This window comes from Devosia sp. 1566 (genome assembly GCF_004005995.1).
Lineage (GTDB): Bacteria > Pseudomonadota > Alphaproteobacteria > Rhizobiales > Devosiaceae > Devosia.
In genome coordinates, this window is sequence record NZ_CP034767.1 from 3,019,856 (window position 1) to 3,042,576 (window position 22,721).

Consider the following 22,721-nt stretch of genomic DNA (forward strand, 5'->3'; position numbering starts at 1 on the left):
GCCGGCGCGGACGCCGGCATCGGTTTGTTATTTGGCGGAATTCCCTCGGGCTCCGGCCTGACCGGCCGAGGAGCCTGCGCCCCCTGACTGCCGGGCACCGGCTTGCTGTTCGCCGATGGTGCCGCCGACCGGTCCGTCAATCCCGGTGGGCTGACTGCCAGGCGGCAAGGCCTCTGCAGGCGGAACGCCGATGGGATTGGGAACCATGTCCTCGATCCCGCCGCCGCCCTCGTCATCCTGCTCGCCCTGGGCGGAGAACTCATCGCTGGCCTGGCGCCAGTGATCCTCGTGGCGCCCTTCGGGGCGGCCTTCCTGCTCCCAGAGCTGGTAAGCGCGGTCCCGGGTCTTGCCTTCTTTATGCTCGTCCTGGTCCATCGGATTGCCTCCTCGGGCAGTTGTCAAAGGGGGTGTAAGCGGCGCCTAACCCTTGTCGCGGTTGTTGTGGGTGTGATGGCTGTCGCGCACCCCGCCCCCGCCTGAAACGTCGGACTGCCGCCCATTGGTCGGCTCCCCTGGCGCTGGACCGCGACCCTCAGTGGGGTCGGGAAGGTCCTCACGTTGGTGGCTGCTGCCGGGACCGCCATGGTGGCGATTGGCTTCCGGGATTTTCTGAGATGTAGACATGGCGCTCACCGATCGTGCTGCAGACCCTGATTGGTCGTGTTCTGCTTGATGTTGCCTTGGCGACCCTGCTGATCATAGTTGCGTTCGGCGCCATTGGCGGCGGCGTTGCTGGTATTTGGATCCAGGGTGGCCTCGCCGCCGGGGCCTTTGGTGCTCCGGTTGGCGGGTGGCACGGGAGGCAGATGTTTGCTCATCGTTGATCTCCTTTTGCGTAAGGGAAAACGTGCAAGCCCCCAGCATGTTCCCCAATTGGTGCCGACAATAACGGGAGCTAAGCGGGAAGCTTGGCCGCCCGGCGCGCCTTGCGGCTGGCCAGCACGGTCTGCAGCGGCACCGGCGCCCAGCCCTGCGGATCGACGCCCACGTCGTATTGGCGCGTGACCGGGCTTAGCCGTCCATGGGAGTGGCCATGCAGGTTGATGGACTTCTTGCCCTGCGCGTTCCAGGTGCGGAACGGATAGTGGCAAAGCACCAGCATATGGCCCTCCAGATGCAGTTCGGCATAATGTTGCACGCTGGCCCAGCCGTCGGCGGCCAAGGTGGCCGGCCCGTCATTATTGCCAATGATCAGGTGCTTGCGGCCGGGGAGCGCAGCTAGCAGGGCCGCAACGGTGGCGCTGTCGCCGCGGGAAAAATCGCCGAGATGCCAGACTTCATCCTCGGGGGAAACCGTCTGCGCCCAGGCGGCAACCAGCGCCGTGTCATGTTCGGCAACCGTGCTGAAGGGGCGCCGGTCGATGCGCAACACGCGCGGATCGCCAAAATGGCTGTCGCTGGTAAAGAAAATCATCCCGCCTCCCCGCCTGGCCGCGTCGAGCCTTGAGCCAAACACGCGTTAATAGGGTCGGGAAAGCGCGCCGCCACCATCGGCGAGCAGGGCGCGCCATTGCATGTGGTCCCCAAGAAAATTGGCGGGCGCAGCCTCGAACTCGACGATCACCCGCAACATCAGGCGATAGGCTTCATTGGACACGGCGAACACCAGCCGCAAGGGCCCCTGCTCGGGGATGAGTTCGGCGGCCACCTCCATGGCCGTGCGCAAGGCTTCCTCGCGCGCAGCCGGAAGGTCCTGCAACTCGACGCCGGTGTGATCGAGGCTGAGATCACCATTGGCCATCATGTCAAAGTAAAATCGGGGCATGCACTTAATTCCTGCTCGCACCAAGCAATGCTCAGCTCTCGCGATTGTTTCCGTCCGCTTCGATCACAATCTGGAACTCTGCTGCAGTTCTGCGCCTTTGTATCAATGGCAACAAAGGTCGGAGAGGTCCCATGCCCCGTTTTCAAACCTGCCCACCCCATGCGGCACCCGCCGACGCGGTTGTGGTCAATATCTGGCATGCACTGGGCCGGGTGGTTGGCGATGTGGGCTGCGCCCATTGCCCCAATGCAAGTGATTACATAGTCCCCGACTTCCCCCGACCGGTGCCGCTGGCGTTGGAACGCGCCGAGGAAGTTCGCGCCCATTGCGGGCTTGCCCGGGTGGTCATCGCCATTGATGATCCGAGCCTATGGAAAGCCGAATGGGGCGCATTGCTGCAAGCTGAAGGCGTTCATTGAACCCTGACGCTGTTTCGCCTGAATTCTTGACCTATTCGCCCTGATCTTGCCGGGTTAGGGCTATTGATTATGTCCGCAGCGGCTCCGTCGAGCCCCGGGGTCCTGATTCATGCAGCTCAAGCCGAACGCGTATAGGCTCAACGAAACCGTCAAGGGCGTTGAAACCATGACCCGCTTTGCCCTGGCCGTTTTGGCGCTGGCGTCGGGCGTTTACACCTATCTCGGGGTGCGCGGGCTACTGGATGGCTCGGCCACATTCGTGTTTTTCGCTGCCATCATTTATTCGGCCGCCGTCTCGGTCGCCATTTACGCCTTTTGGAGCTTCATGCTCCGTTTCGTGCCGCTGGTGACGTCGGGCGTGCAACGTGCGGGCCTGTTCGCCACCATGGCCGTGGGGTGCCTCATGATCATGGCCATGAGTTCATGGCTTAATGCCGCGGCATTGGCGGGCTCGGCGGCCACCGAGCAGCATATGGCGGTGACGCTCCAAGGCTATGCCGAGGACCTCGACCAGGCCCATGCCAACGCGCTGGCCGCCCAGTCGCTGCTGCCCGATGTGCAGCGCGCCGCGGAACGCTTTTCCGGGCTGGCCGCGGACGAGCGGGAGTCAGGCGCCCTGACCGGCACCACCGGCTCGGGCAGCGTCGTGCAATTGCTCACCCAGATGGGCACGCAGATGAACCAGTTGGCGGCCACCATCACCAGTTCGCGCGATGAAGTCGCCCTGCAGTTCGAACAAGGCTCGGCGCGCCTCGCCACCATGCGCGAGCTGGTATCAACGCCGGGCAGCATCGAGCCGCGACTGGATGGTTTCCAGGCCGAGGCCGTGCAACTGACCGCCGTGATCGCGGCGCTGCAGCAGACCGGCGTCGCCGCTTCGGTCAAGCGCGCTTCGGCCGATCTTTCCGCCGGCTTTATTGCTCCGGTCGCCGATGGGCAGATTGGCGATCTGGCCAATCGGCAGAACCAGGTGATGGAAACGGTGCGCACTTCGGTGGCGACCCAATCGGCGGCGCTGACCACCGCGGCCGACGAGATCCTGGCGACACCAGCCGTTGAGCAACGCCGCTTTGTGCCCCTGTCCAGCGCCGAAGCGGTGCTGCGCTATTGGCAGGACTTCATTCCTTCCTGGGCGGGCGCCATCTCCATCGATCTGCTGCCGGTGGTGCTGGTATTGGTGCTGATGATCGTCAACGATGCCATGCGGCGGGAATCTGAATCCCTCGAAGAAGCGGAAAACATCACTGCCGCCGAAATGCTGCGCGCCATGGCGCTGTATCGCCAGATGGAAGCGGCGGGCGTGGTTGTTCCTCAGGCACCACCGGCGGAGCGGACCGAGCCCGAGACTGTGCCCGAAGCACCGATGGAGCCATTGGCGCCCGCTGCGGCCAGCCACACCGATCCAGCCGACGGGGCGGATGCGACAGTGACGCCAATCGACAGCGCCCAGCGCAAGCGGGGCGACGGCCCCGCGCGCGTATGAGCACGAGCGTCGAAGCGTCCGAAGAGCCGCAGCGCGCCTCCTGGGGCCGGCGCCTGGTCCAGCGGGCCGCGGCGGTGGACGATGGCGCAGTGATGCGCACCGCGTTCTGGGCGCTGCTGCTGGGCACGGTTTCGGTGCTGTTCGTCGACTTTCGCGAATTGACGCAAAACCAGGCCGCGCCCCTGCCCGTGCCGACGCAGCCCATCCTGCCGCCCGCCCCCGCCACAAACCCCGAGGCATCGCCGGGCGCCGGCACCCGCCCGGCGATCACCACCAGCCCCGAAGTGCTGGAAGGGGCCCTCGTCATCGCGCTGCGGCCCGAGGGCGAGTTGAGCCTGACGGGAACGCTCGATGTCGGCTCGGCCGAGCGGTTTGCCGCCGAGATTGCCGAGCGGGGCGAATATGTGCAAACTGTGGTTCTCGACTCCCCTGGAGGATCGGTCGTGGATGCACTGGCGATTGGCAGTCTAATCCACCAAAGGGGCCTTGCCACCAAGGTCGCCGCGGGCTCGCTTTGCGCCTCCTCCTGCCCCATCATATTCGCCTCGGGCGCCGAGCGGATCGCCAGCCCCGAAGCGGCTATAGGCGTGCACCAGATCTATGCAGCGGCGCTGGGCGGCAATGCCAAGGATGCCCTTCGGGTCGCCGGCACCGCGATGAGCGACGCGCAAACCACCACCGCCCAGATCACCCGGCATCTGGAACAAACCGGGGTTGATCCCGCGCTGTGGCTGCATGCGCTCGAAACGCCACCGCAGCTTTTATACTATTTCACGCCCGAGGAGATGCTGGCCCTGCGCCTCGCTACTCGGCTCGATAACAAAGATTTGGCCGATGGAACCGGAAGAGAAACGGAGCCGTTACGTGCCAGATAAGCCGGAAACCGGCAACAAGGGGAGGCGAGCATGTCTACAAACCAAACATTGACGCGTCATCGCGACATCCAGGTCTGGGTGACGGGGCGACGCGGGCGGCCGGCGATCGCCCGGATACGCAATCCGGATGGCCAGCAGCGGGCGCAGCTGCGCCTGAGCTTTGGCAGCCCGGTGAGCGACAAGCGCGACCCGGCGGCCCTTGATGACGGGGTCAGCCCCTGTTCCTGGGCGGCGTGGCTAGCCGAGCTCGATCGCCAGCGCCTGGCGCTGCGCATCGACCCGGCTGCCGGCGCGTTCGAGCTGGTGGATCGTAACGCGCAGAACTGAGCCCTAGGAGCGCGGTTCAAGCCCAAGAGCGTCGGCGATCAGGCTATAGGAGCGCCGACGCAGTTCGTAGGAATGCATGGTCGTGGTGATCATCACCTCATCGGCCCCGGCCGCCTCGGCTTTCTGGCTGATGGCGGCCTTGACCGTTTCGGGCGACCCCACGATCCAAAGGCTCGATTGATGCTCGATCACCGCGCGCTGCTGGGCGGTGAGCGGATGGGCGATTGCCTGTTCGGGCGCAAACAAGCGGCGCTGTTCGCCCGAATGGAACAAGGCCCAGTTCACCTCCTGCGAGCTCGACAGGAACCGCGCTTCCTCGTCGGTTGGGGCGCAGATCACCGACAGGCATAGCAGCGTGCGCGGCTCGGGAAAGGCCGCGGTGGGCGTGAAGGCTTCTCGATAAGCGGCAAAGGCAGGCGCGGCTGGCGTTTGGCTGAAATGGGCGGCGAAGGCATAGCCGATGCCAAGCTGCCCGGCCGCGGTTGCGCTCGAGCCCGATGAGCCCAGGAGCCAAAGGGGCGGCAGGCTGATGCCACCGGGCGCGACGGCCACATGGGAGAACGGGTGTTCGGGCGGAAAGCCTTCTTCCTCGAAGGCCAGCATTTCGCTCAAATATTGCGCGAATTCCTCGCCGCCGCCGGTGCGCAGGGCGCGCATGGCATAGCCGTCGCCACCCGGCGCGCGCCCCAGGCCCAGATCAATGCGGCCGGGATGCAGGGCTTCCAGCGTCCGATAGGCCTCGACGATCCGCAGCGGCGCGTGATTGAGCAGCATCACCCCGCCCGAGCCGACGCGAATGGATTTGGTATGCGCGGCGGCGCTGCCAATGAGGATTTCGGGCACGGAGGACGCGATTGAGGGCATGCCATGATGCTCGGCATACCAAAGCCTCGTATAGCCCAGCTGATCGCCCATCTGCGCCAGCTTGATGGTCTCGGCCATGGCCTGGGGCGTGGTGGTGCCGTCGGCGATGGGCGCGAGATCCTGGATGGAAAGGGCGAAGGGGGCGGTCATGGGCTTTGGGCTTTCGCAGCTAGTCTTTGCGTCCTCATATCGGTAAATTACGATGAAAGCGAGACAGCGTGGCAGCGTAAGGGGCTGCTGAGGCGTGGCGCGCGCAGCACAGAGCGGGGGTAATCGGGCGGCAGTGGTTGACTCGGTGGGGCTCTTGCCGATTACTGGCGCCGATCAATACCTTCCGAGTGCGGCCATGACCAAATCCCTTCCAGCTTGCCTCGTGGCGGCTTTGCTGCTCGGCACTGCCGCTCCCGCAGTGGCGCAGACCGATGTCGCCGCCCTGCCCTCGGCCGGCGTGCTGGACATTGTCGATGAAGTGCGCGTGGGCCTGGCGTTCCACGGCGTTTATTACACGCTGATCCCGCAGGATTTCGGCGATTGGGATTATAGCCGGCTCGAGGACGTGACCTTTGACGTGCTCTTCACTTCGCCCGATCTCGATGCCTTCCGCTGGATCGGCGCACCGCGCCCTGAAGTGGGCGCCACCATCAACCTCGAGGGCGAGGACAGCCTGGTGCATGCGGGCCTGACCTGGCAGGCGCATCTGTTCGATAGCCCGGTGTTCGTGGAAGGCACCTTTGGCGCGGCGATCCACAATGGTTATCTGGGCGACGACGCGCCGGACGGCCGGCGCAAGTTCGGCTGCCGCGTCAATTTCTACGAGCGCATCGGGCTGGGCGTCGACCTGACGGAAAACGCCACCGCCACCTTGGCCTATGAGCACTCCTCCAATGCCGAGCTGTGCGACTATAATGCAGGCATCTCCAACCTCTCGCTCAAATTCGGCTGGAAGTTCTAGTCGGTTAAGCTGCGCTTAGGCATAGCAACGCAATGATGGGAAGGCCGGCGATCCCCGGCCTTTTTGTTTTGCGTAGGCCCGCCATGCTCCGTTTCTGCCTTCCCGTCCTTGCCCTGCTGGCCACCACTGCACCCGCCTGGGCGCAGGTGGATCTGCTGCCCGAAATCCGCGTCGGTGTTTTTGCGCGCGATGCGGGCGCCGATCTATTCGATGGCGGGCGGATCGAGGACGCCAATGTGGAGCTGCTGTTTGCACCCGATTGGGGTCAGCTGGGGCTCCTGGGCGAAATCCGGCCGCATATCGGGGCCACGCTCAATACGGCGGGGCATGAAAGCCTCGTTTATGCCGGGGCCAGCTGGACGGTGCATGTGCCGGTGCTGCCGGTCTGGGGCGAGGCGAGCCTGGGGGCCGCATTGCACAATGGCGAGTGGCTCGACGATGACGCGCCCCAGCGCTGGGGCTGCACCGCGCTGCTGCGCGCCTCGGCCAGCGTCGGGGTCAATGTCTTGCCCGGCGCGGCGGTGATGCTGACGGCCGAGCACCTGACCGATGGCGGTGCCTGTGGCGGCCCCGACGAGGGCGTCACCAATGTAGGCGTGCGGGCGGCGCTGCGCTTTTAGGCTCAGGCGACCTGCCCGGCGGCCCAGCCCGAGGCCCAGGCCCATTGAAAGTTGTAGCCCCCGAGCCAGCCGGTGACATCAACCACTTCGCCCACGAAATAAAGGCCCGGCACTTCACGCGCAGCCATGGTCTTGGCGTCGAGATCGCGCGTGTCGATGCCGCCCAGCGTCACTTCGGCGGTCCGGTAGCCTTCCGTGCCGACGGGCTTGAGCGTCCAGTCCGACAGGATCGCGGCGGCCTGGTCGAGCTTCTTGTCGGAAAAGTCGCCGACGATCCCGGGCAGGTTGAGCTCATCACCGAGGAGCTGGGCGAGCTTTTTGGGCAGGAAATTGCCCAAGACGGTCTGGATCTGCAGCTTGGGCGTGGTTTGCCGCGCCTGGCGCAACAGCTCCCCCGGATTGCGCCCGGGCACCAGATCCACCCCGATCGGATCGCCCTCGCGCCAATAGCTCGAAATCTGCAGGATCGCCGGGCCGGAAAGACCGCGATGGGTGAACAGCAGCGCTTCGGCGAACCGGGTTTTGCCGTGGCGCACCACGGCGTCGGTGGCAATGCCGGCTAGGGGTTTGAGGCGCTCCAGGGCACCGGTCTCGAAGGTCAGCGGCACCAGCGCGGGGCGGGTGTCGGTAACGCGCAGGCCGAACTGGGCGGCGAGCTGATAGCCGAAGCCGGTGGCGCCCATCTTGGGAATTGACTTGCCGCCGGTGGCGACGATGAGGCTGTCGCAGGTGACCGAGCTGGTCGAGAGCTGGAGGGCAAAGCCATTGTCCTCTTTGCTTACCGCTTCGATCGCGGTTTCCAGCACCAAGGTCACGCCGGCCTGGCGCATTTCGCTCAGGAGCATGCTGTTAATCTGGGTGGCAGGACCGTCGCAGAACAGCTGGCCAAGGGTTTTTTCGTGATAAGTGATGCCATAGCGCTGGACCATGGCGATAAACATTTCGGGCGTATAGCGGCTCAGCGCCGACAGCGCGAAGCGGGGATTGTTGCTCAAAAAGCGATCCCGGCCCTTGTCGGTCGTGGCATGCACATTGGTGAAGTTGCAGCGCCCGCCCCCGGAAATGCGGATCTTTTCGCCAGCATATTTGGCATGATCCACCACCAGCACGGTGCGACCGCGCTTGCCCGCTTCAATGGCCGCCATCATGCCAGCAGCGCCGGCGCCCAGCACCACGACGTCGTAGTGGATCATGCTCTGTCCTTTTTGGTTGGGCGCAGTTACCGCGATAGCCCAAGCGGGCGCAAGGCTTGCGAGGGGCGACGCAGTGGCAAGGGGCAACGGGCCGCAGGCGTCTGGCCCCGCCCTAGCAGCGGGGGGGCGCAGCAAAGGAAAGCCGCACAGCAGCCGTTGACTAAATCCTATTTGGGAGTATGACTTCGCCTGCTTTCCATTCAAGCAGTCAAACCATGCGCAGCATCAGCACATCAGTGACCTCTTCTCCCGCCCGGCTGTTCGCCGGCGGCGTTGCTGCGCTTATGACTAAAACCACCAAAACCGCCTGACGCTTTTCCCCGGGTCGCGCTCCCGCCGGGGAGAGGCCGAAACCGGATGACCATGGTCCCACCGGGATCGTGCGGGGCGGAAAATTGGTACAGGGACTGGAGTTCCATTCATGGGTTATCGCGTCGCAGTTGTAGGGGCCACGGGCAATGTGGGCCGCGAAGTTCTTGCCATCCTTGCCGAGCGCAAGTTTCCGGCCGACGAGGTGATCGCCTTAGCGTCATCGCGCTCCATCGGGCGCGAGCTGAGCTTTGGCGACAAGATCCTCAAGGCCAAGAACCTTGACGATTTCGACTTCACCGGCGTGGATTTTGCCATCATGTCGGCCGGCGGCGCCATTTCCAAGGAATGGGCGCAGCGCATTGCGGCCAAGGGCTGCATCGTCATCGATAATTCCAGCTACTGGCGCTACAACAGCGACGTGCCGCTGGTGGTGCCCGAAGTGAACGCCCATGTGCTGGACGCCTTCATGGCCAATCCGCGCCGCACCAACATCATCGCCAATCCCAATTGCTCGACCGCCCAATTGGTCGTGGCGCTCAAGCCCCTGCACGACTTTGCCAAGATCAAGCGCATCGTCGTGTCGACCTATCAGTCGGTTTCGGGCGCAGGCAAGGAAGGCGTTGACGAACTCTGGAACCAGACCAAGGGCATTTTCGTCAATGACAGCCCCGGCCAGGGCAACAAGTTCCCCAAGCAGATCGCCTTCAACGTTATTCCCCAGATCGATGTGTTCATGGAAGACGGCTACACCAAGGAAGAATGGAAGGTGCTGGCCGAAACCAAGAAGATCCTCGATCCAAAGATCCGCGTAACCTGCACGGCCGTGCGCGTGCCGGTGTTTGTGGGCCATTCGGAAGCGGTCAATATCGAGTTCGAAAACCCCATCACCGCCGATGAAGCGCGCGACATCCTGCGCGAAGCGCCGGGCATTTCGGTGCTCGATAAGCGTGAGCCCGGTGGCTATGCCACGCCGGTAGAATGCGTTGGCGAATACGACACCTTCGTGTCGCGCATCCGCGAAGACGACACGGTGGAAAATGGCCTCGCCATGTGGGTGGTCTCGGACAATCTGCGCAAGGGCGCCGCGCTCAACACCATCCAGATCGCCGAAACCCTGATCGAGCGCGGCCTGATGGCCAAGAAGGCCGCCTAGCCTTAAGACTTTTCGCCGGCCCCTACCCGGGGGCCGGCATTGTTCACGCGGCCGACGGGGATCCGCCAAGCCCGCAGCCTGCAGGGTCCTCCATGTCTCCGCGCGATATTTTGCTCGCCCTTCTGGTTGTGACCGTCTGGGGCGTCAACTTCACCGTCATCAAGCTCAGCGTTGCCGAACTGCCGCCGGTGCTGGTCGCGGCGCTCCGGTTTTTCTTTGCCGCCGTGCCGGCCGTGTTCTTCGTGCGCCGGCCCGATGCACCCTGGCGCCTCGTGATCGCCTATGGACTGTTCATGGGCGTGGCGCTGTATGCACTGCTCAATCTCTCCATTTACCTCGGCATGCCCGCGAGCCTGGCGTCGCTCGTGCTCCAGGTGCAGGCGATGTTCACCATCCTTTTGGGCTTTGTGGTGTTGCGCGAGCGCCCACGGCCGCAGCAATTGCTGGGCGTGGCGGTGGCCTTTGGCGGCATTGCCCTGATCGGCAGCGTTGGGCTCGAAGGGGTCGGCTTTTTGCCCTTCGCCCTCATCATTGCGGCGGCAATGGCCTGGGGCGTCGCCAATATCGTGTCCAAGAAAGCCGGCAATATCGATATGCTGAGCTTCACCGTCTGGGGGAACCTGGTGGCGCCCCTGCCCCTGCTCTTGTTGTCGGTGGCGTTTGATGGTCCGGGCGTGGTCGCCCATGCGCTGACCCATCCCACCTGGCAGGTCACGGCGATGGTGGCGTTCCTCGCCTATCCCAATACGCTGTTCGGTTTTGCGGTGTGGAGCAATCTGCTCAAGCGCTACCCCACCGCGAGCGTGGCGCCCTTCACCCTGCTCGTGCCCGTGGCGGGCATCGCCTCGGGCGTCGTGTTTCTCGGGGAAACTATCGGGCGGGTGGAGATCGCCGGGGGCGCGCTGATCCTCGTCGGCCTTGGCTTGGCGGTGATCCGCCGGCGCGAACCGGCGGCTTGCGCCGCGATCAGAGCTCCGGGCGGATAAAGTCGCCGGTTTCGCTGTCCATCACCCAGAGCTCGCCGGTTGAAATATCGAACCAGGCGCCATGTACCGCCAGCTTGCCCGCGCTTTCGAGCTCGGCCACATAGGGGAAGGTGCGCAGATTATTGATGGAGTTGCGGATGGAAATCCGCTCCAGCGCCGTTTGCCGCTCGGCCGAGGTCAGGAGCTTGTTGGCGCCCAGCTGGTTAGGCAACTCGCCCAGCATGCCGATCCACTTGCCGATGAAGTCGCCATGATCGAGCGGCTCGGCCGTGGGATCGAGCGCGGCGCGAATGCCCCCGCAGCGGCCATGGCCCATAATGACGATATTGCTGATCCCAAGCGCCTTGACGGCAAACTCGATGCCCGCCGATGTGCCGTGCTGGCCGCCATCGGGCTGGTAGGTGGGGACGAGATTGGCGACATTGCGCAGGACGAACAATTCGCCCGGTCCCGCATCGAAGATCATCTCGGGCGCAGCGCGGCTGTCGCAGCAGGCGATAATCATGGTGGTGGGATTTTGCCCAAAAGCGGCAAGGTCGCGAATCCGATCGCGCTCCCGGGAATAGCGCCCCGCCATAAAATTGGCGTGACCCTTCAAAAGGTGTTCAGGAAAGCGGTGCATGAGCTTTCAATTAGCTGTAAGAGCCAAAGAGATCAACTCCAGCGCAACAGCGCCAGCGCATCGGTGGCATGCATGATTATCTACCGGTTTTTGTCGGGTGAGGACGACGCGAGTTTTTGTCACAAGGTCACCAAGGCGCTTTCGGAAGGCTGGAGCCTGCATGGCTCGCCCACCTATGCCTATGATGCCTTCAGCAAGAAGATGCGCTGCGGGCAGGCGGTGACTAGGGTCGCCCCGGACCAGCCCTATGATCCCGACAAGAAGCTGGTGGACTACTAGCGCCGCTTAAGCGCCAGCCATTGCAGCATCATGATGGTCTTGCCATCGATGATCTCGCCCCGATCGATCATGGCGAGCGCTTCCGCGAGCGGCAGCTCGAGCACCTCGATATCCTCGCCCTCATCGGCGAGCCCCCCGCCCGCGGCGGCCGAGCCGGCGTGGTAAAGCCCGAGATAGCAGCTGACTTTTTCCTGCACCGAGCCAGGGCTCATATAGGCGTCGAACATATGCTCGACCCCGAAGGGCTGGTAGCCCGTTTCTTCCAGCGCCTCGCGCATCACCGCGGTTTGGGGCGGATCGTTGTCGACGAGCCCGGCACAAACCTCGACGAGGAAGGCCGGATCGCCGGCGGCGAACACGGGATAGCGGAACTGGCGGATGAGGATGACCGTCCGCGCATCCGGCTCGAACAGGAGAATGGCCGCGCCGTGACCATGGTCATAACATTCGCGAACCTGATGCTGCCAGGAACCATCGCTGCGCTGATACTCGAAACTGGCCTTGGTGAGCGTGCCCCAGTTGTTGGCCAGGGTTTCAACAGTAACGTCCTTGATCCGCTTGCTCACGCCGGCCCCTTTGATTCTGCTCCGGCGTTCTAGCCCATGGCCCTGGGCACCGCAAACCGGCCGGGATTGACGGAGGGGGCAACATTGGTCAATTGCGGCGAAAGTTTATCCCGTAAGACGTTTTCGGGCTTTGACCTTGCGACAGCTCGACGCTAGAAGTCTTGAACTATTCCAAACTGCAGCGGCTCTGCCGCGCCAGCGAGGCTGCATTGCCGGTTAGACCCCGTCCGATCTCCCCCCATCTGCAAATCTATCGCTGGACCATCACGATGACGATGTCGATCGTTCATCGTGCGACCGGCATTGCCAATTATGCGGGCTCGTCCCTGCTGGTGCTGTGGCTGGCAGCCGCCGCCTGGGGCGAGGAGCCCCTCAATGTCGTCAATGCCATCTACGGCTCATGGCTCGGGCAACTGGTGCTGTTTGGCTATACCTGGTCGCTACTCCACCACATGCTGGGGGGCTTGCGCCATTATGTGTGGGACCTGATCTATGGCCATGAGGCGGGCCAGCGCGAAGCGCTGAGCTGGGCCAATCTCGTGGCCTCGGTTGTCCTCACCCTCGTTGTCTGGACCATTTTCGTGTGGGTTGGCCGCTGATGCGCGAACAGATCGTTTCCAAGGCCACCATCGCCAATCCCAAAAGCAAATACGGGGACGCTAACGCCTCGACCCGGCACTTCATCTTGCAGCGCCTGTCGGGCGTCAGCAATATCGTGTTCCTGGGCTTTTTGATCTTCATCGTGGTGCGCCTGGCAGGCCAGGACCGCGCCGAGATGGTCGAGGTGATCGGCAATGCCTGGATCGGCCTGCCCTTTGCCGTGCTGCTCGTCATCGTGACCCTGCACATGCATAATGGCATGCGCGACATTCTCGAAGACTATTTCGCCGGCCGCACCTACAGCCTTTACATGATGCTCAACACCATGTGGACGCTGGCAATCGCGGTGATCGGCGTCTTCTCCATTCTCAAGCTTGTATTCTGGGGTTAGTGGCTGATGGCTTCCACCTATGAGATCATCGACCACGAATTCGACGTGGTGGTGGTAGGGGCCGGTGGCGCCGGCCTCCGCGCGACCCTGGGCATGGCCGAACAGGGCTTCAACACCGCCTGCATCACCAAGGTCTTCCCCACCCGCAGCCACACCGTGGCCGCGCAGGGCGGCATTGCCGCTTCGCTCTCCAATATGGGCCCCGATAGCTGGCAGTGGCACATGTACGACACCGTCAAGGGGTCGGACTGGCTGGGCGACAACGACGCCATGGAATATCTCGCGCGTGAAGCGCCCGCGGCGATCTATGAGCTCGAGCATTATGGCGTGCCGTTTTCGCGCACCGAAGCCGGCAAGATCTACCAGCGCCCCTTTGGCGGGCACATGACCGAATATGGCGAAGGCCCGCCGGTGCAGCGCACCTGCGCCGCCGCCGACCGCACCGGCCACGCCATTCTCCATACGCTCTATGGCCAGTCGCTGCGCAACGACGCGCAGTTCTTCATCGAGTATTTCGCGCTCGACCTGATCATGGGCGAGGATGGCTCGTGCCAGGGTGTGATGGCCTGGAAGCTCGATGATGGCACCATGCACCGCTTCCGCGCCAAGCTCGTCGTCTTGGCGACGGGTGGCTATGGTCGCTCCTATTTCTCGGCGACATCAGCCCATACCTGTACCGGCGACGGCAATGGCATGGTGGCACGCGCCGGCCTGCCGCTCCAGGACATGGAATTCGTGCAGTTCCACCCGACCGGCATCTATGGCGCGGGCGTGCTGATCACCGAAGGGGCACGTGGCGAAGGCGGGTACCTGACCAATTCGGAAGGCGAGCGCTTCATGGAGCGCTATGCCCCCAACGCCAAGGACCTCGCCTCGCGCGACGTCGTCAGCCGCTGCATGACGCTCGAAATCCGTGAAGGGCGGGGCGTGGGCCCCAAGAAGGACCACATCTTCCTTCATCTCGATCACCTCGACCCCAAGGTGCTCCATGAGCGCCTGCCGGGCATCACCGAGTCAGCAAAGATCTTTGCCGGCGTCGATCTGACGCGCGAGCCGATCCCGGTGCTGCCGACCGTGCACTACAATATGGGCGGCATTCCCGCGAACTATCATGGCGAAGTGCTCAACCCGACCGAAAGCGATCCCGATCGCGTCGTGCCCGGCCTGATGGCCGTGGGCGAAGCGGCCTGCGCTTCGGTGCATGGCGCCAACCGGCTCGGCTCCAATTCGCTGACCGACCTCGTGGTGTTCGGCCGTGCCGCCGCGCTGCGGGCCGGCAAGGTGCTCGATCGCACCGCACCCGTCCCGGCGATCAACAAGAGCCAGGACGACAAGATCATGGCGCGCTTTGATCGGCTGCGGAACGCCAATGGCGGCCAGCCGACTGCCGATCTGCGCGAAGCCATGCAGCGCACCATGCAGGAAGACGCCGCCGTGTTCCGCACCGGCGAAACCCTGCAATCGGGCGTGCAGCGCATGAGCGCCATCTACAACCAGATGGCCGATGTGCGGGTGTCGGATCGCTCGCTGATCTGGAATTCGGACCTGGTGGAAACACTCGAGCTCGAAAACCTGATGGCCAATGCCATGGTCACCGTGGTGTCGGCCGAAGCGCGGCACGAATCGCGCGGCGCCCATGCCCGCGAGGATTTCCCGTCGCGCGACGACGTCAACTGGCGCAAGCACACGCTGAGCTGGATCGACACCGATACCGGCGCCGTGCGGCTGGGCTATCGCCCCGTCCATGTGGACCCACTGACCGATGGCATTGATTTGAAGAAGATCGCGCCCAAGGCGCGCGTATACTAGGCGGGCGACGGGTAGCCCCGTGCAGCATACTGGATCGAGACCAAGCTCAGTGCCGCTGCAGCGGCGCTTAAGAGAGGAAGACGCATCATGGCCGAGCTGACGCTCCGAAAGGCCGATCGCCCGCTCAAGGGCAAGACCTGGCCCAAGCCGCAGAGCGCCAAGCGCCTGCGGGAATACCAGATCTATCGCTATGATCCCGATCTGGGCGACAATCCGCGCATCGACACCTATTTCGTCGATCTCGATGATTGCGGCCCAATGGTGCTCGATGGGCTGCTCTATATCAAGAACAAGGTCGATCCCACGCTGACCCTGCGCCGCTCCTGCCGGGAAGGCATTTGCGGGTCGTGCTCGATGAACATCAACGGGCTCAATACCTTGGCCTGCACCAAGGGCATGGATGACTCGGCCGGGCCGATCAAGGTTTACCCCCTGCCCCATATGCCGGTGGTCAAGGACCTGGTGCCGGACCTTTCCAATTTCTATGCTCAGCACCGCGCCATCGAGCCCTGGCTCAAAACCACTTCACCAACTCCGACCAAGGAATGGACGCAGTCGGTTCCCGAGCGCGCCAAGCTCGACGGGCTTTATGAGTGCATCCTGTGCGCCTGCTGCTCGACCTCGTGCCCGAGCTACTGGTGGAACGGGGAAAAGTATCTGGGACCGGCCGCCCTGCTGCAGGCTTATCGCTGGCTGATCGATTCGCGCGACGAAACCACCCAGGAGCGGCTCGACGACCTCGAGGATCCGTTCAAGCTGTATCGCTGCCACACCATCATGAACTGCGCCAAGGTCTGCCCCAAGGGGCTGAACCCCGCCAAGGCCATCGCCGAAATCAAGAAGATGATGGTCGAGCGCCGCGCGGCGTGACGCATGGCACTGGAATGAGAAAACGGCGGGTCATGGACCCGCCGTTTTGCATTTGAAAGAACCTAGTTCGGCTCCACCAGCGCCACGGAGCCGGCTTCAAAGGCGGCCTTGCAATCGGCGCTGTCATGCATGGCATGTTCTTCGAACCGGTTCAGCGCCGCCCCCGGCCCTTCAAAGCGCGGATCGTCGCATTCGTCGTCATTGGCGTATTCGGACGTGTTGTCGCCAAAATCGATGCCATCGGTGGGATAGGGTGCTCCGGCCTGGTAACTCGGCTGGTACACGGCGCGGATGGAAACCTTGCCCTCCCCTTCCAGCGTCCGGCAATCGGTGGCATCGGCCTGGATATCCTCAGGCAGCAGCTTCTTGCTCGTGCCTTCGCCGCGGAAGCGCGGATCATCGCATTCCCCGTCATTGGCCCAGCGGCTGGTATCGCTGCCATAATCGAACTGGGCGACGGGCGGGGGCGCATTGGGATCGCGCAGGGTGATGGTGCCGGCCTCAAAGGCGGCACGGCAATCGGCCGCGTCATGCATGCGGTCGACCTCGAGCAATTCGTCCGCGACACCGGCACCCTCAAAGCGCGGATCATCGCATTCGTGGTCATTGGCCCATTGGCTGGTGTTATCGCCAAAATCGGGCGCCGCGGGTGGATTGGCCGCATTCCCCTGCCGCAAGGTGATCCGCCCCGCTTCAAATGCCGTACGACAATCGGTGGCGTCATGCAGCCGGTCAGCCTCGAGCAGTTCGACGGCTACGCCTTGGCCCTCGAAACGCGGATCATCGCACTCGCCATCATTGGCCCATTCGCCGGCATCGTCCCCCCAGTCGATAGCGCCCGTATCAGCGGCGGTGCCGGCAGTGGGCGCGGGCTCAAGGGAATTGGAGAGCTTGTCGCCAAAGGCCGATCCGAGCGTGCTGCCCATCAGCACCAGGACGCAGGCGATGGCCGGCAATGGCTTGTTGATCGCTTTCACTGATCTCTCCTCTGTGCTCGCGGCAACTTAGCGCGAGTTGAGCCCGGCGCACAGCATTCGCGGGGCCGATAAACGGGCTAGCGACAGGCGGATCACCCGCGTGGATGGGCCTTGCGATAGCTTTCCAGCAGTCGATCGGTATCGACTGCCGTATAGATCTGGGTGGTTGAAAGCGAGGCATGCCCCAGCAGCTCCTGGATGGCGCGCAGATCCCCGCCCCGGCTGAGGAGATGGGTGGCAAAGGAATGGCGTAGCGCGTGGGGCGTTGCCGATTGCGGCAAGCCAAGAGCGCCGCGCAGTTGTTCCACCCGCAGCTGGATCAAACGGGGTGACAGCACGCCGCCTTTGACGCCCCGGAACAGCTGATCCTCGGGCCAGAGCTTGAACGGGCAAAGCTCGCGGTAAAGCGCGATGGCTTTGTGCACCGGTCCGATCAGCGGCACCATGCGCACCTTGCCGCCCTTTCCGGTGACGCGCAGCGTTTCCCCCTCAAGGTCGCCGGACTTGATCGCCAGGGCCTCGGAGATACGCAAACCTGCCCCGTAACAGAGCGAAAGCACGGCCATGTCGCGCGCCGCGACCCATGGTCGCTCTTCCATTTGCCCCGTGGTGGCAATGGCGTCGCGCGCTTCGGGCACGGTCAGGGCCTTGGGCAGGCCGCGCGGCTGCTTGGGCGTGCGAAGGACGTTGAGCGCCTCGGTCGTGAGCACGCCCTCGCGCTCAAGGAAGCGAAAGAAGGATTTAAGGGCCGAGAGCACCCGGGCGAGCGAGCGCGAGCCCAGGCTTTCCGATCGGCGCTGCGCCATGAAGGCGCGGATATCGGCGGCCCGCAACTCCTTGAGGGTGAGGAGGGTCACCGGACCGCCGGTGTGACCGGCCAGAAAACTCAGGAACTGATCGAGATCGCGGCCATAGGCCTCAAGCGTGTTTTCGGCGAGCCGCCGCACCGCGCCAAGCTCGCGCTGCCAGAGCGAGAGCTGCAGGCGCACGAATTCATCGGTGGCAAAAGCGGTGTCGGTCATGGCTTCAAGCTAGCCTGCGGGCGTTAGCAAAGGGTAGCGGCTTTGGCAGAATCACTTGCGCTTCCTATGTAGCGGATGCGAACAGAACAAGCACAAATGACCGAGCATCCAGAAATCGTAGCGGTGATGGTGGGGGTAGCCGTTGAGGGCCCCTATTCCTATAGCGTGCCGCAAGGCATGCGGGTTGAACGCGGCTCGATCGTGGCGGTGCCGCTGGGCCCGCGCCTGACGCTGGGGGTGGTCTGGGGTCCGCCCAAGGATACGATTGCCCACAATCGCCTGCGCTCGATTGCCCAAGGCTATGACGTGCCCCCGCTGTCGGAAGAACTGCTCAAGCTCGTTGATTGGGTGGCGCGCTATACGCTGGCGCCCCCGGGACAGGTGCTGCGCGCGGTGCTGCGCTCGAGCGAAGCGCTCGATCCACCCCGCCCGGTGATTGCTTATCGCCGCACCGGCTATGAGCCGGAAAAGCTGACCCCGGCCCGGCTGCGCGTGCTCGATACGCTGACCGATGACATGCCCCTGCCCCGGGCCGCCCTGCTGGGGGCGGCCGGCGTGTCGCAATCGGTACTGGATGGGCTCGAACGCGCCGGCGCGCTGGAAAAACTCGAAATCCCGCCCCCGCCCGTCGCCCTGCCGCCCAATCCGGATGAGGGTGTTGCGCGCCTCAACCCCGAGCAGCAAGCGGCACTCGAGCAGGTGACGGCGCTCGATCCCCATGCGTTCGGCGTGGCGCTGCTCGATGGCGTCACCGGCGGCGGCAAGACCGAAGTGTTTTTCGAGGCGGTGGCCGATACGCTGCGCGCCGGCCGGCAGGCGCTGATCCTCTTGCCCGAAATCGCGCTGACCCACACTTTCCTTGATCGCTTCACCAAGCGCTTTGGCACCCGCCCGGCCGAGTGGCATTCGGAAATGACGCCGCTGCAGCGAGCCCGGGTCTGGCGTGGCGTGCTCGATGGCACGGTGCGCGCTGTGGTGGGGGCGCGCTCGGCCCTCTTCCTGCCGTTCCGGGAACTCGGCATGCTGGTGCTCGATGAAGAGCATGACGGCGCCTATAAGCAATCGGACGGCGTCAATTACCACGCCCGCGACATGGCTATCGTGCGCGCGCGCTTTGCCAAGGCGCGGGTGATCCTGTCTTCGGCGACGCCTTCGGTAGAAACCCGCAACAACGCCAATGCCGGGCGCTACGCCCATGTGCTGCTGACCGCCCGCTATGCCGCGGCGAGCCTGCCCGATATCACCGCCATCGACATGCGGCTCGATGGCCCGGAAAAAGGGCAATGGATCGCCCCGACCCTGGCGCGTGAAGTGTTTGCGGCGCTCGACCGGGGCGAACAGGCGCTGTTGTTCCTCAACCGGCGCGGCTATGCCCCGCTGACCCTGTGCCGCTCCTGCGGGCACCAGTATCAATGCCCGGATTGCTCGGCCTGGCTCGTGGAACACCGGTTCCGCGGCGTGTTGATGTGCCACCATTGCGGCCACGAGATTCGAGCGCCAAAAAACTGTGCCGCCTGCGGCGATGTCGATGCGCTGGTGCCGGTGGGGCCCGGCATCGAGCGCATTGCCGAGGAAGCCGCCGCCCGCTTCCCCGATGCGCGCCGGGTGATCCTCTCGTCGGACATGGGCACCAATGCCCAGTTGCGCGAGCGGTTCAGCGAGATCACCCGCGGCGAATACGACCTCATCATCGGCACCCAACTCGTGTCCAAGGGCCACCATTTCCCCAAGCTGTCGGTGGTGGGGGTACTCGATGCCGATCTGGGCCTGGCCCATGGCGATCCGCGCGCGGCCGAGCGCACCTTCCAGATCCTGACACAGGTAGCGGGGCGCGCCGGGCGGGCCTCGCAAATCGGCAAGGCGTTCCTCCAGACCTACCACCCCGATCATGCGGTGATGCGGGCCATGGTGACGGGCGACCGCGAGGCCTTTTATGCTCATGAACTGGCGGCACGCGAAGCGGGGATCCTGCCCCCGTTCGGGCGGCTGGCCGCGCTGATCGTTTCGGCTAATGAGCATGACATTGCGATGAACTTCGCCAAGCGCCTGCTCTCGGCGGCTCCCATGACGGAGCGGGTGCGCTTGTTCGGCCCGGCCGATGCGCCGGTCGCCATGGTGCGCGGCCGCCATCGGGTGCGGCTGCTGGTGCAAAGCAGCAAGGAGTTCGACCTCTCGGGCTATGTGCGATTCTGGCTGCAAAGCGCCGAACGCCCGACCGGCAATCTGCGGGTGCAGGTGGATATCGACCCCGTCAGCTTCATGTAACCGTCACAATGATAGGCCAGACAAAGAGCCGCGACCAAGCGACACACTGATGGAATTGCCATACCTGCGACACTTTCGCAGTCGTGGAATCCCCAGGGGGAGCCTTGCAAGGCGCGCGCCCCTTATGGTAGAGCGGGCCTGACTTCCAGGGAGCAGGCAGATTGCTCCTTTTTCAAGCAAGAACAAGCCTTGGCACCGTCCGGCTTTCCCCATCGGGACAGGCGGCGGAGCGAACGGGTAAACCAAGAGGGTGATGCGGCATTGGCAGCGCAGAGTGGAGTGCTTACCCAGATCGCCCGGCCATACGCGTCGGCTTTGTTTGATCTGGCGCAGAGCGAGAACCAGCTCGCCTCGGTCGAGACGGGACTGTCTGACGTTTCCCGGCTGATGAACGAGAGCGAGGACTTTTCCCGCTTCCTGCGTTCCCCCGTGATCACTGCAGAAGCCAAGTCAGTCGCGCTCGACGCCCTGCTGACCCGGGCCACCGTCAATCCGCTGGTCGCCAATTTCCTGCGGCTGGTCGCCAAGAATGGCCGCTTGTTCGCGTTGGACGGCATCATCACCATCTTCCGGGAACTGGCCGCCGCTGCGCGCGGGGAAGTCACCGCGGATGTGGTTTCGGCAACCCCGCTCACCTATGAGCAGGCCAGTGCCTTGAGCGAGACGTTGCGCGCCCGGATCGGCAAGACCGTCACGCTCCATCAATCGGTCGATCCCTCGTTGATCGGCGGCCTTCAGGTGAAGGTCGGATCGCAGATGATCGATTCTTCGCTCAAGACAAAATTGACCGCGATGAAGATCGCCATGAAAGAGGTCGGGTAAATGGACATCAAAGCCGCGGAAATTTCTGCGATCCTCAAGGACCAGATCAAGAATTTCGGCCAGGAAGCCCAGGTTTCCGAAGTCGGACAGGTGCTTTCCGTCGGTGACGGTATTGCCCGTGTTTACGGCCTCGACAAGGTGCAGGCCGGTGAGCTCGTCGAGTTCCCGGGCGGCATCAAGGGCATGGCGCTCAACCTCGAAGCCGACAATGTCGGCGTCGTGATCTTCGGCAATGACCGCTCGATCAAGGAAGGCGACGTCGTCAAGCGTACCGGCGCCATCGTGGACACCCCCGTGGGCAAGGGCCTGCTGGGTCGCGTTGTCGACGGCCTGGGCAATCCGATCGACGGCAAGGGCCCGATCGAATACACCGAGCGCCGCCGCGTCGACGTCAAGGCTCCCGGCATCCTGCCGCGCAAGTCGGTGCATGAGCCGATGTCGACTGGCCTCAAGGCCATCGACGCGCTGATCCCCGTTGGCCGTGGCCAGCGCGAGCTGATCATTGGCGACCGCCAGACCGGCAAGTCCGCCATCATCCTCGACACCTTCCTCAACCAGAAGCCCGCGCACGATGCCGGCGCTTCCGAGAGCGAGAAGCTGTACTGCATCTATGTCGCCGTGGGCCAGAAGCGCTCCACCGTGGCCCAGTTCGTGCGCCAGCTCGAAGAATCGGGCGCCCTGCCCTATTCCATCGTGATCGCCGCAACCGCTTCCGATCCCGCGCCGCTCCAGTATATCGCGCCCTTCACCGGTTGCGCGATCGGCGAGTTCTTCCGCGACAATGGCATGCATGCCGTGATCGCCTATGACGATCTGACCAAGCAGGCCGTTGCCTACCGCCAGATGTCGCTGCTGCTGCGTCGTCCGCCCGGGCGCGAAGCTTACCCCGGCGACGTGTTCTACCTGCATAGCCGCCTGCTCGAGCGCGCCGCCAAGATGAACGAATCGCATGGTTCGGGCTCGCTGACGGCACTGCCCGTGATCGAAACCCAGGCCAACGACGTGTCGGCCTATATCCCGACCAACGTGATCTCGATCACGGACGGCCAGATCTTCCTTGAGACCAATTTGTTCTTCCAGGGTATCCGCCCGGCCGTGAACGTTGGTCTGTCGGTGAGCCGCGTGGGTGGTTCGGCCCAGATCAAGGCGATGAAGCAGGTTGCCGGCTCGCTCAAGGGTGAACTGTCGCAGTACCGCGAAATGGCCGCTTTCGCCCAGTTCGGTTCGGACCTCGATGCCTCGACCCAGCGTTTGCTGAACCGCGGTGCGCGCCTGACCGAGCTGCTCAAGCAGCCCCAGTTCAGCCCGCTCAAGACCGAAGAGCAGGTGGCGGTGATCTTCGCCGGCGCCAATGGCTATCTCGACTCCATCCCCGTTTCCAAGGTCGGCCATTTCGAGCAGACCGTGCTTGGCGCCATGCGCGGCAAGTATTCGGGGATCCTCTCGACCATCGCGTCCGAAAAGCAGCTCAGCGACGATACCCGCACCAAGCTCAAGTCGGCACTCGATGACATCAAGAAGACCTACGCGGCCTAAAGCCTGCAAGGAG

27 protein-coding genes are annotated in these 22,721 nt (G+C 63.9%); 16 read left to right on the top strand and 11 right to left on the bottom strand.

All coding sequences use genetic code 11. The features are described from left to right. Window positions 1-27: 27 nt before the first annotated feature. From ELX51_RS14455 to ELX51_RS14475, 5 genes are all read right to left on the bottom strand, one after another. Window positions 28-375 (bottom strand): DUF2934 domain-containing protein, encoded by a 348-nt coding sequence (locus ELX51_RS14455; RefSeq protein WP_127754184.1) that lies wholly within the window; start codon window positions 373-375, stop codon window positions 28-30. A 45-nt stretch (window positions 376-420) separates the two neighbouring features. Next, window positions 421-624 (bottom strand): hypothetical protein, encoded by a 204-nt coding sequence (locus ELX51_RS14460; RefSeq protein WP_127754185.1) that lies wholly within the window; start codon window positions 622-624, stop codon window positions 421-423. Window positions 625-629: 5 nt separating this feature from the next. Continuing rightward, window positions 630-818, bottom strand: a complete 189-nt coding sequence (locus tag ELX51_RS14465) for a hypothetical protein (RefSeq protein WP_127754186.1) — start codon at window positions 816-818, stop codon at window positions 630-632. Window positions 819-895: 77 nt separating this feature from the next. Next, window positions 896-1,414: a metallophosphoesterase family protein gene (locus tag ELX51_RS14470; RefSeq protein ID WP_127754187.1), complete on the bottom strand. Its 519-nt coding sequence runs from the start codon at window positions 1,412-1,414 to the stop codon at window positions 896-898. A gap of 45 nt (window positions 1,415-1,459) precedes the next feature. Then, window positions 1,460-1,765 carry a hypothetical protein gene (locus ELX51_RS14475; RefSeq protein ID WP_127754188.1) on the bottom strand — a complete coding sequence of 102 codons (306 nt, stop codon included), beginning with the start codon at window positions 1,763-1,765 and terminating at the stop codon, window positions 1,460-1,462. A 131-nt stretch (window positions 1,766-1,896) separates the two neighbouring features. On the opposite strand from ELX51_RS14475, the gene ELX51_RS14480 reads away from it, so the two are divergent. The 4 genes from ELX51_RS14480 (at window position 1,897) to ELX51_RS14495 (ending at window position 4,869) form a co-directional block, all read left to right on the top strand. After that, window positions 1,897-2,184: a hypothetical protein gene (locus ELX51_RS14480; protein WP_127754189.1), complete on the top strand. Its 288-nt coding sequence runs from the start codon at window positions 1,897-1,899 to the stop codon at window positions 2,182-2,184. A 109-nt stretch (window positions 2,185-2,293) separates the two neighbouring features. Next, entirely contained in the window at window positions 2,294-3,667 is a 1,374-nt protein-coding gene (locus ELX51_RS14485) for a hypothetical protein (protein ID WP_127754190.1), read from the top strand. Then, entirely contained in the window at window positions 3,664-4,542 is an 879-nt protein-coding gene (locus ELX51_RS14490) for an ATP-dependent Clp protease proteolytic subunit (protein WP_127754191.1), read from the top strand. Before ELX51_RS14485 ends, ELX51_RS14490 begins: the two co-directional genes overlap by 4 nt. 30 nt (window positions 4,543-4,572) lie before the next feature. After that, window positions 4,573-4,869, top strand: a complete 297-nt coding sequence (locus tag ELX51_RS14495) for a hypothetical protein (RefSeq protein WP_127754192.1) — start codon at window positions 4,573-4,575, stop codon at window positions 4,867-4,869. Window positions 4,870-4,872: 3 nt separating this feature from the next. Here ELX51_RS14495 and ELX51_RS14500 read toward each other — a convergent pair whose 3' ends face one another. Further along, the gene (locus ELX51_RS14500; RefSeq protein WP_127754193.1) at window positions 4,873-5,883 is read right to left on the bottom strand and encodes an LLM class flavin-dependent oxidoreductase; all 1,011 of its coding nucleotides are present in this window, start codon (window positions 5,881-5,883) and stop codon (window positions 4,873-4,875) included. A 196-nt stretch (window positions 5,884-6,079) separates the two neighbouring features. Here ELX51_RS14500 and ELX51_RS14505 point away from each other — a divergent pair, with 196 nt between their 5' ends. Together ELX51_RS14505 and ELX51_RS14510 are read left to right on the top strand one after the other, a co-directional pair. Continuing rightward, complete coding sequence (locus ELX51_RS14505; protein WP_127754194.1) at window positions 6,080-6,685, top strand: acyloxyacyl hydrolase; 606 nt, start codon at window positions 6,080-6,082, stop codon at window positions 6,683-6,685. Window positions 6,686-6,768: 83 nt separating this feature from the next. Next, window positions 6,769-7,305, top strand: a complete 537-nt coding sequence (locus tag ELX51_RS14510; RefSeq protein WP_127754195.1) for an acyloxyacyl hydrolase — start codon at window positions 6,769-6,771, stop codon at window positions 7,303-7,305. Window positions 7,306-7,307: 2 nt separating this feature from the next. On the opposite strand, the gene ELX51_RS14515 is transcribed toward ELX51_RS14510, so the two are convergent. Next, entirely contained in the window at window positions 7,308-8,498 is a 1,191-nt protein-coding gene (locus tag ELX51_RS14515) for an NAD(P)/FAD-dependent oxidoreductase (protein ID WP_127754196.1), read from the bottom strand. A gap of 421 nt (window positions 8,499-8,919) precedes the next feature. On the opposite strand from ELX51_RS14515, the gene ELX51_RS14520 reads away from it, so the two are divergent. Both ELX51_RS14520 and ELX51_RS14525 read left to right on the top strand, forming a co-directional pair. Continuing rightward, on the top strand, window positions 8,920-9,963 hold the full coding sequence (locus ELX51_RS14520) for an aspartate-semialdehyde dehydrogenase (protein WP_127754197.1): 1,044 nt from the start codon (window positions 8,920-8,922) through the stop codon (window positions 9,961-9,963). A gap of 92 nt (window positions 9,964-10,055) precedes the next feature. After that, a complete protein-coding gene (locus ELX51_RS14525; RefSeq protein WP_127754198.1) occupies window positions 10,056-10,949 on the top strand; it encodes an EamA family transporter in 894 nt (297 codons plus the stop codon). Here the strand turns inward: ELX51_RS14525 and ELX51_RS14530 are convergent. Beyond that, entirely contained in the window at window positions 10,930-11,571 is a 642-nt protein-coding gene (locus tag ELX51_RS14530) for a carbonic anhydrase (RefSeq protein ID WP_127754199.1), read from the bottom strand. The two genes, ELX51_RS14525 and ELX51_RS14530, sit on opposite strands and share 20 nt — an antisense overlap. Before the next feature lie 72 nt (window positions 11,572-11,643). On the opposite strand from ELX51_RS14530, the gene ELX51_RS14535 reads away from it, so the two are divergent. Next, the gene (locus ELX51_RS14535) at window positions 11,644-11,850 is read left to right on the top strand and encodes a DUF1737 domain-containing protein (RefSeq protein WP_127754200.1); all 207 of its coding nucleotides are present in this window, start codon (window positions 11,644-11,646) and stop codon (window positions 11,848-11,850) included. Here ELX51_RS14535 and ELX51_RS14540 read toward each other — a convergent pair. Continuing rightward, window positions 11,847-12,416: an NUDIX domain-containing protein gene (locus tag ELX51_RS14540; protein ID WP_127754201.1), complete on the bottom strand. Its 570-nt coding sequence runs from the start codon at window positions 12,414-12,416 to the stop codon at window positions 11,847-11,849. The genes ELX51_RS14535 and ELX51_RS14540 overlap by 4 nt on opposite strands. A gap of 209 nt (window positions 12,417-12,625) precedes the next feature. On the opposite strand from ELX51_RS14540, the gene sdhC reads away from it, so the two are divergent. The 4 genes from sdhC to ELX51_RS14560 all read left to right on the top strand — a co-directional run bounded on the left by sdhC (window position 12,626) and on the right by ELX51_RS14560 (window position 16,086). After that, window positions 12,626-13,015: a succinate dehydrogenase, cytochrome b556 subunit gene (sdhC, locus tag ELX51_RS14545; protein WP_127755304.1), complete on the top strand. Its 390-nt coding sequence runs from the start codon at window positions 12,626-12,628 to the stop codon at window positions 13,013-13,015. Beyond that, a complete protein-coding gene (gene sdhD, locus ELX51_RS14550) occupies window positions 13,015-13,407 on the top strand; it encodes a succinate dehydrogenase, hydrophobic membrane anchor protein (RefSeq protein WP_127754202.1) in 393 nt (130 codons plus the stop codon). The genes sdhC and sdhD overlap by 1 nt, the downstream gene beginning before the upstream one ends. 6 nt (window positions 13,408-13,413) lie before the next feature. Further along, the gene (gene sdhA / locus ELX51_RS14555; RefSeq protein ID WP_127754203.1) at window positions 13,414-15,216 is read left to right on the top strand and encodes a succinate dehydrogenase flavoprotein subunit; all 1,803 of its coding nucleotides are present in this window, start codon (window positions 13,414-13,416) and stop codon (window positions 15,214-15,216) included. Between the two features lie 87 nt (window positions 15,217-15,303). Continuing rightward, window positions 15,304-16,086, top strand: coding sequence for a succinate dehydrogenase iron-sulfur subunit (locus ELX51_RS14560; RefSeq protein ID WP_127754204.1), 783 nt, complete (start codon window positions 15,304-15,306; stop codon window positions 16,084-16,086). Window positions 16,087-16,148: 62 nt separating this feature from the next. On the opposite strand, the gene ELX51_RS14565 is transcribed toward ELX51_RS14560, so the two are convergent. After that, window positions 16,149-17,063 (bottom strand): hypothetical protein, encoded by a 915-nt coding sequence (locus ELX51_RS14565; RefSeq protein ID WP_127754205.1) that lies wholly within the window; start codon window positions 17,061-17,063, stop codon window positions 16,149-16,151. Window positions 17,064-17,155: 92 nt separating this feature from the next. Next, window positions 17,156-18,085, bottom strand: coding sequence for a tyrosine recombinase XerC (locus ELX51_RS14570; protein ID WP_127754206.1), 930 nt, complete (start codon window positions 18,083-18,085; stop codon window positions 17,156-17,158). Window positions 18,086-18,181: 96 nt separating this feature from the next. On the opposite strand from ELX51_RS14570, the gene ELX51_RS14575 reads away from it, so the two are divergent. The 3 genes from ELX51_RS14575 (at window position 18,182) to atpA (ending at window position 22,708) form a co-directional block, all read left to right on the top strand. Then, window positions 18,182-20,350, top strand: coding sequence for a primosomal protein N' (locus ELX51_RS14575; protein WP_127754207.1), 2,169 nt, complete (start codon window positions 18,182-18,184; stop codon window positions 20,348-20,350). Between the two features lie 261 nt (window positions 20,351-20,611). Then, window positions 20,612-21,172: a F0F1 ATP synthase subunit delta gene (locus ELX51_RS14580; RefSeq protein WP_127754208.1), complete on the top strand. Its 561-nt coding sequence runs from the start codon at window positions 20,612-20,614 to the stop codon at window positions 21,170-21,172. After that, the gene (atpA, locus tag ELX51_RS14585) at window positions 21,173-22,708 is read left to right on the top strand and encodes a F0F1 ATP synthase subunit alpha (RefSeq protein WP_127754209.1); all 1,536 of its coding nucleotides are present in this window, start codon (window positions 21,173-21,175) and stop codon (window positions 22,706-22,708) included. Window positions 22,709-22,721 lie beyond the last annotated feature (13 nt).

What these genes read in the sequence shown, in the direction of transcription:
- ELX51_RS14455 (WP_127754184.1), bottom strand. Translation starts at nt 375, where the DNA reads ATGGACCAGGACGAGCATAAAGAAGGCAAGACCCGGGACCGCGCTTAC.
- ELX51_RS14460 (WP_127754185.1), bottom strand. Translation starts at nt 624, where the DNA reads ATGTCTACATCTCAGAAAATCCCGGAAGCCAATCGCCACCATGGCGGT.
- ELX51_RS14465 (WP_127754186.1), bottom strand. Translation starts at nt 818, where the DNA reads ATGAGCAAACATCTGCCTCCCGTGCCACCCGCCAACCGGAGCACCAAA.
- ELX51_RS14470 (WP_127754187.1), bottom strand. Translation starts at nt 1,414, where the DNA reads ATGATTTTCTTTACCAGCGACAGCCATTTTGGCGATCCGCGCGTGTTG.
- ELX51_RS14475 (WP_127754188.1), bottom strand. Translation starts at nt 1,765, where the DNA reads ATGCCCCGATTTTACTTTGACATGATGGCCAATGGTGATCTCAGCCTC.
- ELX51_RS14480 (WP_127754189.1), top strand. Translation starts at nt 1,897, where the DNA reads ATGCCCCGTTTTCAAACCTGCCCACCCCATGCGGCACCCGCCGACGCG.
- ELX51_RS14485 (WP_127754190.1), top strand. Translation starts at nt 2,294, where the DNA reads ATGCAGCTCAAGCCGAACGCGTATAGGCTCAACGAAACCGTCAAGGGC.
- ELX51_RS14490 (WP_127754191.1), top strand. Translation starts at nt 3,664, where the DNA reads ATGAGCACGAGCGTCGAAGCGTCCGAAGAGCCGCAGCGCGCCTCCTGG.
- ELX51_RS14495 (WP_127754192.1), top strand. Translation starts at nt 4,573, where the DNA reads ATGTCTACAAACCAAACATTGACGCGTCATCGCGACATCCAGGTCTGG.
- ELX51_RS14500 (WP_127754193.1), bottom strand. Translation starts at nt 5,883, where the DNA reads ATGACCGCCCCCTTCGCCCTTTCCATCCAGGATCTCGCGCCCATCGCC.
- ELX51_RS14505 (WP_127754194.1), top strand. Translation starts at nt 6,080, where the DNA reads ATGACCAAATCCCTTCCAGCTTGCCTCGTGGCGGCTTTGCTGCTCGGC.
- ELX51_RS14510 (WP_127754195.1), top strand. Translation starts at nt 6,769, where the DNA reads ATGCTCCGTTTCTGCCTTCCCGTCCTTGCCCTGCTGGCCACCACTGCA.
- ELX51_RS14515 (WP_127754196.1), bottom strand. Translation starts at nt 8,498, where the DNA reads ATGATCCACTACGACGTCGTGGTGCTGGGCGCCGGCGCTGCTGGCATG.
- ELX51_RS14520 (WP_127754197.1), top strand. Translation starts at nt 8,920, where the DNA reads ATGGGTTATCGCGTCGCAGTTGTAGGGGCCACGGGCAATGTGGGCCGC.
- ELX51_RS14525 (WP_127754198.1), top strand. Translation starts at nt 10,056, where the DNA reads ATGTCTCCGCGCGATATTTTGCTCGCCCTTCTGGTTGTGACCGTCTGG.
- ELX51_RS14530 (WP_127754199.1), bottom strand. Translation starts at nt 11,571, where the DNA reads ATGCACCGCTTTCCTGAACACCTTTTGAAGGGTCACGCCAATTTTATG.
- ELX51_RS14535 (WP_127754200.1), top strand. Translation starts at nt 11,644, where the DNA reads ATGATTATCTACCGGTTTTTGTCGGGTGAGGACGACGCGAGTTTTTGT.
- sdhD (WP_127754202.1), top strand. Translation starts at nt 13,015, where the DNA reads ATGCGCGAACAGATCGTTTCCAAGGCCACCATCGCCAATCCCAAAAGC.
- sdhA (WP_127754203.1), top strand. Translation starts at nt 13,414, where the DNA reads ATGGCTTCCACCTATGAGATCATCGACCACGAATTCGACGTGGTGGTG.
- ELX51_RS14560 (WP_127754204.1), top strand. Translation starts at nt 15,304, where the DNA reads ATGGCCGAGCTGACGCTCCGAAAGGCCGATCGCCCGCTCAAGGGCAAG.
- ELX51_RS14570 (WP_127754206.1), bottom strand. Translation starts at nt 18,085, where the DNA reads ATGACCGACACCGCTTTTGCCACCGATGAATTCGTGCGCCTGCAGCTC.
- ELX51_RS14575 (WP_127754207.1), top strand. Translation starts at nt 18,182, where the DNA reads ATGACCGAGCATCCAGAAATCGTAGCGGTGATGGTGGGGGTAGCCGTT.
- atpA (WP_127754209.1), top strand. Translation starts at nt 21,173, where the DNA reads ATGGACATCAAAGCCGCGGAAATTTCTGCGATCCTCAAGGACCAGATC.